At 36.9% G+C, this 12487-nt stretch carries 14 protein-coding genes; 1 reads left to right on the top strand and 13 read right to left on the bottom strand.

What is annotated here, in order from left to right:
• Positions 1-189 precede the first annotated feature (189 nt).
• The 6 genes from ATZ35_RS13120 to ATZ35_RS13095 form a co-directional block, all read right to left on the bottom strand.
• Positions 190-1167: an NAD(P)H-quinone oxidoreductase gene (locus ATZ35_RS13120; protein ID WP_208927626.1), complete on the bottom strand. Its 978-nt coding sequence runs from the start codon at positions 1165-1167 to the stop codon at positions 190-192.
• Positions 1168-1242: 75 nt separating this feature from the next.
• Entirely contained in the window at positions 1243-1695 is a 453-nt protein-coding gene (locus ATZ35_RS13115; protein ID WP_086279485.1) for a hypothetical protein, read from the bottom strand.
• Between the two features lie 82 nt (positions 1696-1777).
• Positions 1778-2149, bottom strand: coding sequence for a thioesterase family protein (locus ATZ35_RS13110; protein WP_208927625.1), 372 nt, complete (start codon positions 2147-2149; stop codon positions 1778-1780).
• A gap of 5 nt (positions 2150-2154) precedes the next feature.
• Complete coding sequence (locus ATZ35_RS13105; RefSeq protein ID WP_208927624.1) at positions 2155-3366, bottom strand: CCA tRNA nucleotidyltransferase; 1212 nt, start codon at positions 3364-3366, stop codon at positions 2155-2157.
• On the bottom strand, positions 3363-4151 hold the full coding sequence (dapB, locus tag ATZ35_RS13100; protein ID WP_208927623.1) for a 4-hydroxy-tetrahydrodipicolinate reductase: 789 nt from the start codon (positions 4149-4151) through the stop codon (positions 3363-3365). The genes ATZ35_RS13105 and dapB overlap by 4 nt, the downstream gene beginning before the upstream one ends.
• Positions 4144-4491, bottom strand: coding sequence for a nucleotide pyrophosphohydrolase (locus ATZ35_RS13095; protein ID WP_208927622.1), 348 nt, complete (start codon positions 4489-4491; stop codon positions 4144-4146). The genes dapB and ATZ35_RS13095 overlap by 8 nt, the downstream gene beginning before the upstream one ends.
• A 222-nt stretch (positions 4492-4713) precedes the next feature.
• Between ATZ35_RS13095 and ATZ35_RS13090 the strand changes: the two genes are divergently transcribed.
• Positions 4714-5607: a YitT family protein gene (locus ATZ35_RS13090; protein ID WP_208927621.1), complete on the top strand. Its 894-nt coding sequence runs from the start codon at positions 4714-4716 to the stop codon at positions 5605-5607.
• A gap of 184 nt (positions 5608-5791) precedes the next feature.
• On the opposite strand, the gene ATZ35_RS13085 is transcribed toward ATZ35_RS13090, so the two are convergent.
• The 7 genes from ATZ35_RS13085 to ATZ35_RS13060 all read right to left on the bottom strand — a co-directional run bounded on the left by ATZ35_RS13085 (position 5792) and on the right by ATZ35_RS13060 (position 12439).
• A complete protein-coding gene (locus tag ATZ35_RS13085; RefSeq protein WP_208927620.1) occupies positions 5792-6328 on the bottom strand; it encodes a ReoY family proteolytic degradation factor in 537 nt (178 codons plus the stop codon).
• Positions 6329-6336: 8 nt separating this feature from the next.
• On the bottom strand, positions 6337-7596 hold the full coding sequence (locus ATZ35_RS13080) for a tetratricopeptide repeat protein (RefSeq protein ID WP_208930492.1): 1260 nt from the start codon (positions 7594-7596) through the stop codon (positions 6337-6339).
• Between the two features lie 3 nt (positions 7597-7599).
• Complete coding sequence (locus ATZ35_RS16820; protein ID WP_244148167.1) at positions 7600-7899, bottom strand: hypothetical protein; 300 nt, start codon at positions 7897-7899, stop codon at positions 7600-7602.
• 32 nt (positions 7900-7931) lie between these two features.
• Complete coding sequence (locus ATZ35_RS13075) at positions 7932-8645, bottom strand: hypothetical protein (protein ID WP_244148166.1); 714 nt, start codon at positions 8643-8645, stop codon at positions 7932-7934.
• 443 nt (positions 8646-9088) lie between these two features.
• Positions 9089-9364 (bottom strand): non-specific DNA-binding protein Hbs, encoded by a 276-nt coding sequence (hbs, locus tag ATZ35_RS13070; protein WP_010761417.1) that lies wholly within the window; start codon positions 9362-9364, stop codon positions 9089-9091.
• A gap of 247 nt (positions 9365-9611) precedes the next feature.
• Positions 9612-10922, bottom strand: coding sequence for a ribosome biogenesis GTPase Der (der, locus tag ATZ35_RS13065; protein ID WP_208927619.1), 1311 nt, complete (start codon positions 10920-10922; stop codon positions 9612-9614).
• Between the two features lie 179 nt (positions 10923-11101).
• Positions 11102-12439 (bottom strand): aldehyde dehydrogenase family protein, encoded by a 1338-nt coding sequence (locus ATZ35_RS13060; protein WP_208927618.1) that lies wholly within the window; start codon positions 12437-12439, stop codon positions 11102-11104.
• Between the last annotated feature and the right edge of the window lie 48 nt (positions 12440-12487).

Below are 12487 nucleotides of genomic sequence, written 5' to 3'. Positions count from 1 at the left end.
TCAGTTGTATTTGGTTATGCTTCATGGTTGTCATATGAATCACTCCGTAACTGATTTATTTAAGAATTATTCTCAGTATATACCTACTAAAACTAAGTGTCAACATTTTTTTCTTTTAAATTTAAAATCTGGGGACTTTTGAATGAAGTAACCTTCCGTTTCCAAGGATTGCTTCGATCATTTTTAACCTCAATTAACAGTTAAAATGATCTTCCCTTTATTCTTATTACTTTCCATATAGCGATGTGCATTTTCCACATTTTCAAGTTGAAATACAGAATCAATGATTGGCTTTAGCCTGCCTGCCGCAAATAACTTATTTGTCCTTGCTACAAACTCTTTTGTTAGTTTAGCCTTATAAGCATCACTTCTAGGAGTAAGTAACGTGCCTTTGACTGTGATTCTTTTCTGTAATAACGTCATCAGATTCACGTCTTTAACAATTGCCCCACCTAAAATGCCAATTAGAATCAAGTACCCATCAACAGCGATGCTGGCTAGATTTTGCTCCCAATAAGAAGCTCCGATAAAGTCTAAAATCAAATCAGCACCACGACCACCTGTCTCTTCTATGATTTTTTGACTAAACGCTTCTTCTCGATAGTTAATTAAACTATCTGCTCCCAGTTTCCGACATAACGCGAGTTTTTCTGCGGAACTTGCCGTGACAGCTATTTTAGCGGAGCTTAATTGTTTAGCTAACTGAATCGCAGCTGTCCCTACGCCACTAGCGCCGGCATGAATCAATACGGTTTGAGCAGTAGTCAAATTCCCAAGCCAAAATAGTGTTTGATAAGCTGTAAGAAAAACTTCCGGAATGGCCGCTCCTTCTTCAAAGGTTAACTGATCTGATAATGGCATGGCATTTCCCACATTCATCACGACATACTCCGCATAACCACCACCATTGACAAGTCCCATCACACGACTGCCACATGGAAAAAGGTCTGTATCGCTCTCTACTACTATTCCAGAAACTTCTACACCTAAAATAGCGTTGCCTTTAGGTAAATTTCCAGTTTCTTTAGCGACTAGATCTGTCCGGTTGACAGCAGCTGCCGCAACTTTGATCAAAAGCTGACCTTTTTCTCTAACTGGTATCACAGCTTCTTTATTTAAGGTTAAAACAGCTTGGTTTTCTTTACAAGATAGTTCCATTGCTTTCATCCAATACACCTCGCTCAATCTCACAAAAAACCGTAGATTCTTTTAAAAAGAAGTCCACGGTCAATTAGTTACATATTAAAATTCTTCACCATATACATCATCAACTGTTTGTTCTGGGTCGATCACGATATATAAGCTTTTCGTTTTTTCGCTGACTTTAGTAGATTGATAAACATTATCTAATCCTTCGTCAGTTTTATCTTTGTATGGGAAGTAAACTAAATCTGGTGTACCTGTTTTGTATAAAATTTCCATACGTTCAATATCTTCATATTTCAAAGCACGAGCAAACATCCCTAATTCAAGACCACCAAGGTTGATATCATGTGTTTGAACGTGATCTCCTTCTTGGAAAATTTCGATTTTAAATCCTTCACATGGATGGATTTCCATAAATTCGCTTCCGTGAATACGACCAAAACTAGTTGTGATTTGTTTGATCCATAAATCTCCGATAAAACGGCGACCGATCGTCCAAGTTTCACCATTTCTAAAATAAAATTTCAATCCTGTCATTTCTCTACTCATAATATAAGTCTCCTTATCTAAAATAATTTCTACAAAGTTAAGTTTAGCATAACTTTCATGTTGGGTCACACTATTAGCTTCTTTACTTAGGATGAGCTAATTTTTCTAAAAAAACATCTGTTAAGATAACAGCTCTTTGATGAATCCCTGTGGCTACGACTTGTTCATTGTCAAATACCTCGAAAGAAAAATTGATTTTTGTTTTTTCCTGTGAAGCGACCTTAACTTTGACGGTCATTTGGGCTCCAACTATAGAAGGGCGCAAATGTCTCGCTTCAATCAATGTACCAACACTGGTTTCTTCTGGGGCTAATTGCTTATGCAAATACTCTTTTGCCGTATTTTCCACCATTGTAATCATCACTGGGGTAGCTAAAACCTCTAAATCACCAGATCCAATCTCTTTTGCAGTATCGTTTGAACCAACAACAAACTTTTTCGAAAACTCTTTCACGGCTTTCACTCCTTATCAATCCTATCCTTTGCGTATGCAATTAGTGCTTCTTTATTATTGGTTATTTGACCGTTCACAACAGCGATTTCAAGCATATTAAGCATATCTCCTAGCCATTTTCCAGGATTTTTATCAAAATAAGCCAATAAATCATTACCAGTTAGAGCTAGCTGCTTCCTATCATGAATCGGCAAATCTAAATAACCTTCTTTCGCTTCTTCAAGTGTACTCTTTTGACCAAAATAAAACAATAGTTTTTCTATAGACAAAACCGCATCCAATCCCAAGTTAAACAAATCCATTCGTTTCCAGTCTCCAATGAGACGCTGATTCAACCCATAAATCAATGATTGTACTTCATGAATCATTTGATTAGACTGCTTCCAAGCTTTTAGAAAGCCGCGAATATCATTTTCTTTTAAGCCCATCGTTTGAATCAATAAGGTCCACGCTTGGCTTTCACTTTCGATCTGTTTATTTGGAAGCTCTGAAAAGTTCAGTAATGCTTCCCCTGATTTTTTTAAACCTGGACAATACTGATAACATTCAGTCTCAATAAACGGTAATAAAGCGGCACGTCGATTTTTTCCTAACAATAGTTTGATAAATTCCACCGCAATCCGCTCTACAGAAATTTTACCTAATAACGGATGAAATTCTTCTATTGCTGACAATGTATTAGTTTCAATCGTAAAATCTAACTGACTAGCAAAACGCAAGCCTCGCATCATACGTAAAGCATCTTCATGAAATCGCTCTTTAGGATTTCCTACGGCTCGAATAATTTTTTTTTCTAAATCGTCCATACCATCAAATAGATCAATGATTTCACCATTCACATCCATCGCCAATGCATTGATTGTAAAATCTCTGCGCTTTAAGTCTTCTTTTAATGAACGGACAAACGTCACTGTGTCGGGACGTCTAAAATCTTGATAGGTTGATTCTGTTCTAAAAGTTGTGATTTCATATTGTTCTTCACCGATTAAGACAAGCACAGTCCCATGATCGATTCCTACGTCAATGGTTCGATGAAAAATCTGTTTGATTTCTTCCGGATAAGCGCTAGTTGCTATATCCACATCATGGATTGGTTGATCCAACAAAGCATCACGAACACTGCCTCCAACAAAATATGCTTCAAATCCATGTGCTTGAATTTCTTGTAGCACTCCAGCTGCTTTGGTAAATTCATCAGGTATTATTTCTAATTTCATAATAAGTTTTCCAGTCCATAGACTAATTTATCTAAGTGAACCACCTTTTCACAGCCCAAAGCAACGCCTGTCATAAACGAACTACGGTCATAGGAATCATGTCTGATCGTTAATCCTTCTCCAACACCACCAAATTGTACTTGTTGATGGGCTATCATGCCTGGTAAGCGAACGCTATGGATTTTCATCCCTTCAAAATTAGCACCGCGTGCACCAGCGATCAACTCTTTTTCTTCTGGATGGCCTTGTGTTTTTTTCGAGCGCACTTCACTCATCATTTCGGCCGTTTTGATTGCCGTTCCGCTCGGTGCATCTAACTTATTATCATGATGCAACTCGATGATTTCAACATCTGGAAAATATTCAGCAGCTTTTTGAGCAAATTGCATCATCAAGACAGCACCCACAGCAAAATTCGGCGCAATCAAGCCGCCAACTTTCAAGCGATCTGATAAATCAGTCAATTCTGCTAATTGCGCTTCCGTTAAACCAGTCGTTCCTACAACCGGCGCGATTTTATGCTCTATTGCAAATCGAGTGTTTTCATAAGCAACTTTTGGAATCGTGAAATCGATCCAAACATCTGGCTGAACAGAAAGAACCTCTTCTTTTGTTTTAAAAATCGGGACATTACTATTTGGATATTCAACTAATTCACTGAGATTATCTTTTTCTTCAAATGGATCCAGCACACCAACCAATTCAAATCCGACGTGCTCTAAAACCATCTTGGTTGCAGTAGCCCCCATTTTCCCTTTAAATCCTGCGACTAAAATTTTAATCATTTGTTTGCCCGTCCTTTCGCTCAAAACGATATTTATCCCGTTGATTGAATTTTTCCATATTTTTTTGAAATGCTTCTGTTAAATCTATATCTAGAGAATTTGCCATGATCATCGTGACAAACAAGACATCTCCTAACTCTTCTGAAACCGTTTTTGGTTTTTCATCTATTTTCTTGGGTTTTTCGCCATAATAATGATTGATCTCTCTAGCTAATTCCCCGACTTCTTCTGTTAATCGTGCCATCTGGCTTAATGGAGAAAAATAACCCGTTTTAAATTGTTGGATATAGTTATCCACTTCTTCTTGCATGGAATGCAGAGATTGATTTTCGTCTTTCATTTTACCCCAACCTTTCTATTACACATCTTATCAAAAACTGCGCCATCTGAAAAGGTTCTACTTGTTGTTTTATATTGAGAATGATAAAGTGATTACTGGATAAGGGTTCTTGATGATACCATGATACAGCATCAACCCAGTATGTTTTAGCCAGCTTCGCGAAACAGTTCCTTCAACAATTTAGCGTTTCGCTACGCTTTTAAAATACGAGGAGTGAGTACAATGATTGAAGAAAAAAAGTTTTATGTTAAAGACGTTCTGTTGATTCTAGCAGGTACTTGTCTTTATGGGTTTGGCCTAGTAACCTTTAATATTGCAAATGACTTAGCAGAAGGCGGAGTAACTGGGATCACCTTGATTTTACGGGCACTTTTTTATATCGATCCCGCTTATTCCACTTTGATCATCAATATTCCGTTGATTTTGATTGGGGGAAAAGTTTTAGGAAAGCATTCATTTTATTATACAATTTTAGGTACCGTTTCCTTATCTGTCTTTTTATGGTTATGGCAACGATTCCCCATCGAAGTGAATCTAGATCATGATTTGTTGATTGCTTCTTTATTAGCTGGATTAGCTGCTGGTATCGGTAGCGGATTAGTCTATCGAGTCGGCGGGACGACAGGCGGAACCGATGTGATCGCTCGTATTTTGGAAAAAAATTACGGCATCAGTATGGGCCGTTCCTTGCTGATTTTTGATATTCTCGTTTTGATTTTGTCTTTAAGCTATATCGATGTGAAACGAATGATGTATACCTTGATTGTTTCATTTGTTTTCAGTAAAGTTGTCGATTCGGTTTTAGATGGTGCCTATGCTGCCAAAGGAATCTTAGTGATCTCTGATCATTCAGAAGATATTGGAGAAGTGATCATGTCCTTATTAGAACGTGGTGTGACCTATTTAGAAGGCCAAGGCGGTTATTCTCAAGTCGAGAAAAAAGTCCTTTATGTAGTTGTTAGTCCTAGTGAAATCATAGAAATCAAGCGAATCGTTCATGAGTTGGATGCAAAAGCGTTTATTTCTGTCATTAATGTTCACGAAGCAATCGGAGAAGGATTCACCTATTCTAGACCGACAAAAATGCTCTTCAAAAGAAAAAAACAGCTTAACTAAGTCAAAAATAGAGCGGGACAAAACGAAAGATCCGTTTTGTTTCGCTCTTTAAAGTTGAATAAACGACGAGAAAAAGGTAGCTACTACACTACGTTCCAATCTCATCAATCTCTAAGCATCAATGACACTAAGAATTGAAGGACTTGGTTCTCGGGGCTACACACTTTTTTCTCGGCCACTTTTTTTATTTTTTCAAACGGTTTAATTCATCTGTTAACTCTAAAAACGCTTCGTGGTTTTTATCTTCTAAAGCTAAATCGATTTGATGATAGAGTAAATCAATTTTCGCTTGCTTTTCCTCATGAGCGAAAAACGTATTAATACTTTCAATTACTTCTTCACTCACCTGTTCATTCCAGCGCGCATAAGGATTATCCTCTAAAATAGACAAATACTGGCTATTTTGCCAAGACCCATCAAAGATACATTCCACATAGAGTGCTTCTTTCCAATTCATCCGAATTTCATGGAAAATCTGATCAGTATCCGTAAATTCTTTCCCTGAAAGAAATAAACGAATGGGTTCATCATCGATTTCTTTTGACGTGACTTTTAGTCCACGAACAGCTTTATCTGCTTGTTCAATAAAATGAACATTATTTAAAATGGCTTCGTGATTGATCAAATAGTTTAAAATCCACAATACTTCTCTTTGGCTAAAGGAAATATTATTGACTAACCAAACTAAAAAATCCTTTTTATCTGCGACATTGACAAACATATGATCACCTATCTTTCTTCAATATCATCTAACAGGGATTGCGCTTCGTTGTCCCCAGGTTCGTGGTGAAGATAGTGTTGCAATAACTCTTTTGTTTTCTCTAGTTGCCCTTCCTCACGTAGAAATACAGCATACTCTTTTAAAAATTCAGGCTCATGGGAAAGTTCTTGGTACGCTTGCTCATAATGTACTTTTGCTAAATCAAACTCTTCCAATTCATTATAAGCATGTGCCAAGTTCCATTCACCATACGGATGTCCTTGTTCTTCCATTTGTTGAACGACATCGATCACTTCATCAAATCTATGTTCATTTAAATATAGATTACTTAGCGTAAGTCTTGTTTCATCCGTTTTTTCGCCAAGTTCCAACGCTTCTTTTAATAGCGCTTCAGCCTTTTCTGTATCATGCAATCGATAGGCATTTTCAGAAGCTAATTGATATAAATCCACTTGGAATGGATTTTCTTTGATCCCTTCAGCTAGAACAGTACGCGCTTCTTCAAGTTGTTCTTCTTCTTGCAACGCTTCGCCCAAAGATAAATACAGCGACTGATAATGTGGATTCAACGCTCTTAATTGTTGCAGTAAAGCAATTGCTTTTTGATTTTCATGGAGTTGCAAGTAAGTGAACGCTAATTGGAATAAACGATCATCTGTCTGACCTTCCTCCAACGCCTTTTCTAAAAATGGGATCGCTCCTTCAAAATCGCCAGACATGCTAAGTGTACTACCTAAACGTTCGTTGATTGAGACATTAGAGATTTCGGTAACTTGCCCGTTAAGTAGCTCTTGGTAAGCTGTAGCGGATTCTTGAAACTGACCATTAGAAAAATACAACTCACCTAAAGCAAATAAAATCAATGGTTCGTCCGGCATCAATCGTTGTGCCTCTTTTAATTTTGCTTCACTGACTTCTGGAATTCCGATGACCTGATACAAATCAGCTGTTACTAATAGACTTTGAACATAGCTATCACTATCTTTGCCTACCTTTTCTAGATAGACAAATGCATCATCGATCAAATTATTTTCAATCGCAATTTCAGCTAATGGAAGATTCAAGCCATCAGCCTCTGGAAAAATTGTTATTAAATGGTCAAAAACTAGTTTTGCTTCTTCCAAAAATCCAAGCGACAATAATTCTTCCCCTAAATCCGCAAGCGTATCATCATCATCTTTTCTAATAGCTTCTGCCAACATCAACTGCGCTTGTGCCAACTCTTCTTCATGTAATGCTTGTAGCATTTTCTCACTATATGTTGTCATCATTTACCCTCTAATTTCTTTTAAAATAGTTTTATATTTTTCTACAGTTGCTAATAAATCTTCTGTTTTAGGTTGTTCCATTCGATCAAATTCCCCGACTTCTTTTAAAAGAGCCGCCTTCTCTCCACGCTCAAGACAGTTTAAAATACCTTCCACATAGTCACTGACCAAAATTTGTTCTGGAAAATCGACAGGGAAACCTAGACGAATCAACCAAATTATGAAATTTTTATAATGAAACGAAAACTGATTCACTTCTTGAGACCAAAGCAACTGGATCAAACAGCCTAAAAATCGTTTCATATGACTGGATAATAGGTGTCCATTCGTTGTTTCTAGAACCCTTGCTCAAACAGTCGCCCAAATTGATCGATCATTTGTCCATCGTTTTCATAATAGCGAATCATTTCATCCAACATACCATTAAAAGACTGCTGATTCAAACGTGTTGCATCGCTGTAGTTTTTAAAAAGCATTCTCAAAAAATCATGGCTGCAAACCAAACCACAGCGGATAAAAACAAGAAAATCAACTAGTTTCCCATCTCCATGATCCGTTGTTAATGTATGATCGTAAAGTATTTTATCTGCCAAAACGGAACTTTGTAAAACAGGATGATTGTTTAATTCTATTTGAACTTCATGAATCAGACTCTTGCTTAATGATTGAATAGATAATGGCAAAAGCCAACAATCAGAAGTCAGTACAGATGTTTCATGCAAAAAGTTCGTTAATTGAACAACCCCTTCATTTCCAACACCTAAGAAAAGAAAGTCTTGCTGCTGATCAAAATCAGCTAAAAAAGTTAAGAGACTCTCTAACTCTTTCAGATTATTACAATGAGCGTCATTCTTACAAATATACCAATCTATTTCTTGTTTGTCATCAAAAAGCTGAATTAGTTTTTCCGAAAATAAATCATAGTAGCGCTGATTCGTCAGCAAAAAAAGATGTTTCGATTTAATTGAGGCTGATTTAATTTGGGAAGCAAATGTTTCACCATAGATGATTGTGGTCTCTAACTGATTTTTCTTATAAACAAGTTCCATCGATAACACCCCTCTCTTACAGTTTACCATTAGTCAAGGGAAAACAGAAAGAGGGATGATTTTTATTTTGGAAAAGCAATGATTCTTGATCAAAGACAGTTGTTCTTTTAATTTTCTTAAAGAACAGACATTATTGATTCATAAATTACCAGATATATTTTACTTTTTTTATGTAAAAAAAACTTATTTATAGCTTATACTGGGTTTGTTTCAAAAAATAGCCAACCTCTAAGAAAAATAGCGCAGTTCTTAGAATACTGCTGTTCGAAGAAACAAAGTGATTCAGTCATGATTTGAATAATTAGCACGCGACACTGTTCATAGTTTCATGTTTCATTTTTTAACATAGCTGATTATTTGTTATCTCTTAAGCCAATCTTTGCTGATTGGCTTTTTTGCATAAAGAAAGAACCCTTGAATAATCAAGGGTTCTAAGAACTGTCTTATTTAACAGCATCTTTCAACGCTTTACCTGGTTTGAACGCAGGTACTTTACTTGCAGCGATTTGAATTTCTTTACCAGTTTGTGGGTTACGTCCTTTACGAGCCGCACGTTCGCGTACTTCAAAGTTACCAAAACCGATTAATTGAACTTTTTCACCTTTAGCAAGAGATTCTTGGATTGTTGAAAATACAGCATCCACTGCTGCAGTTGCGTCTTTTTTAGTTAAACCAGTTGAAGATGCAACGTTTTCGATTAATTCTGCTTTATTTGCCATGGATTATTTCACCTCCTCCACAAGGGATAGGATATCTAAAAGATATCGAATTTACGTTTCTTTTTGAGTGGTCCAAAAATCACGTACAAATATTGAATTGGATCAATATTCTGTTATCACGATATCATAGGAAGCTTGTAATAGCAAGGTTTTTGATGCGTTTTAACCAGTTTTTTCTAAAACTATCATTTTTTTTTATAACTCAATGAATTTATTTGTACATTTGAAAAAAGTGTGGTAAAATGCGCTACTTCCGTCTTCTCGGGATAATTTTGATTGGTGTTCCTTCAAACGTGAAGGCTTTACGAATTTGATTTTCTAAAAATCTTGCATATGAAAAATGCATCAATTCTTCTTCATTTACAAAAATGACAAATGTTGGCGGTTTGATCGCTACTTGAGTACCATAGAATACTTTTAGACGCTTGCCTTTATCTGTTGGCGTTGGATTGATCGCAATCGCATCCATCACTACATCGTTCAATAGCGCAGACGGAATCCGCAGATTTTGGTTCATGCTGACTAATTCAATCAATTCTGGTAGTTTATTCAAGCGTTGTTTCGTTACTGCCGAAACAAAAATGATCGGCGCATAATCTAAATAACGAAACTCTTCGCGAATCTCTTCTTCAAAATCGCGCATCGTATTTGTTTCTTTTTCGATCGTATCCCATTTATTCACAACGATAATGATCCCACGACCAGCTTCATGTGCATATCCCGCAACTTTCTTATCTTGTTCACGAATACCTTCTTCGGCATTTAAAACCATTAAAACAATGTCTGAACGTTCAATCGCACGCATGGCACGCATCACACTGTATTTTTCTGTTGATTCGTAGACTTTGCCTCGTTTTCGCATACCAGCTGTATCGATCATCAAAAATTTTTGTCCATTCTCAGATTCAAAACGAGTATCAATGGCATCACGAGTTGTTCCTTCGATTTCTGAAACAATGACACGGTCTTCACCAAGAATCGCATTGATCAAGGAAGATTTCCCAACATTAGGACGTCCAATCAAACTAAATTTGATCGTATCTGCGTCTTCTTCTTCGATTTCAGTAGAAAAATGTTTGACTGCTTCGTCTAAAACATCACCGATTCCCAAACCATGACTCCCTGAAATCGGGAATGGATCGCCTAAACCTAAAGAATAAAATTCATAGATTTCATTTCTCATCTCTGGATTATCCACTTTATTGACAGCTAAGATCACTGGCTTATTACTGCGATATAAGATTTTTGCTACTAATTCGTCTGCATCCGTAACACCTTCTCTACCACTCGCTACAAATACGATCACATCTGCTTCTTCAATCGCAATTTCAGCTTGATGCTTGATTTGCTCCATAAACGGTTCGTCACTTAGATCGATACCACCTGTATCAATAATACTAAATTCACGTCCTAACCACTCTCCAGTGGCATAAATACGGTCTCTTGTTACACCTGGTGTATCTTCTACAATAGAGATTCTCTCACCAGCTATACGGTTAAAAATCGTCGATTTCCCAACATTCGGGCGACCGACAATTGCAATTGTTGGATTTGCCATTCAAATTACCTCCTTGACAAGTTTTCAATCTTTACTAGTTTACCTAAAGCTTGTCTAAGATGCAAGAAAAACTAGTGAAATAAGTCAATTAAAGCACTGAATACAAATAAATCCTGTAATTGTCACGTAAACGATTTGACAATTACAGGATATTTCATTTCAAATAACTCGCTCAGAACTTATTCGACACCATATGCGATACGTTTTACATTCATCAAATGATGAGCTGTTACATTATCGGTTGTACTACTTCCGCCCATTGCGCCACAGCCTAAGGTCATCGAAGGCGCCAATTTTGTTGTTGCACCAATTGCTCCTAAAGCCCCTAATGTATTAACTAGAATACGAGACGCTCTCATTTCTAATCCAAATATTTCGGCATTAGCATCTTTCGTTGTATGGATCACCGCTGTATGGCCTGTTCCTTCATTCGCAAGTAATGCCTTACACGTTGCTACGCCTGTTTCAAACGAGTCAACTGTGAACAAGCCTAAGATTGGCGTTAATTTTTCTCTTGAATATGGATTATGGTGCCCAATCTCAGTCTGTTCTGAAATTAAAATAGATGTTTCTTCCGGTACAGAAATGCCCACTAATTTTGCAACGTCTGAAGCACTTTTTCCAACGATATCTGGGTTTAATGTCCCTGTTTCTCTTAAGATAAATTGGCTGACTTTTGCCGATTCTTCTTCATTCATAAAATAAGCTTTCTTCGCCTTTAATTCTTCGATAACGGCCGCTTTTACGGATTTATCTACTACAAGCGCTTGCTCTGAGGCACAAATGATTCCATTATCAAATGTTTTACTACTAACTACGCAATCAATCGCATGTTTAATATCCGCTGTTGCATCAATCAAGACTGGAACGTTTCCAGGACCTACTCCAATTGCCGGATTTCCTGAACTATAAGCTGCCTGCACCATTGCTTTACCACCTGTAGCAAGGATCAACGAAATATCCTCGTGTTTCATCAAAGCACTTGTTGCTTCCAATGTAGGTTCTTGGATCACTTGAACTAATCCAGCTGGTGCTCCAGCTTCAACGGCTGCTTTCTCAATAATTTCTGCTGCCATCAAAATCGATTTCAACGCTTTTGGATGTGGTGAAAAAATAATTGCATTTCTTGTTTTTAAGGCAATCAATGCTTTAAAAATAACTGTAGCTGTTGGATTTGTTGAAGGGATCAAGCCTGCTACTACACCTAAAGGAATACCAATTTCAATGATTTTATCTTCTTTACGACGATTGATCACACCAACAGTTGCGAGATCTTTAATACTTTCATAAACTTGCTCACTAGCAAATGTATTTTTGATGATTTTATCTGAAACTTTCCCAAAACCAGTTTCTTCGTTAGCTGAAATAGCTAATTTTTCCGCATTATCAAGTGTCTTTTGGTATACATTTTTCACGATCGCATCTACTTGTTCTTGAGTGTAGCTTTCATATTTACTTTGTGCTTCTTTCGCAGTTGCAACTAGTGTTTCAATTTCTTTTACTTTTAGTTCAGTCATTTTGAACACTCCTCTATTTTTGTCGTTCGTTCTCTTATTAGCGCCTTA

The organism is Enterococcus rotai (assembly GCF_001465345.1).
GTDB lineage: Bacteria > Bacillota > Bacilli > Lactobacillales > Enterococcaceae > Enterococcus_L > Enterococcus_L rotai.
This window is presented reverse-complemented; position numbering and strand designations above follow the sequence as displayed.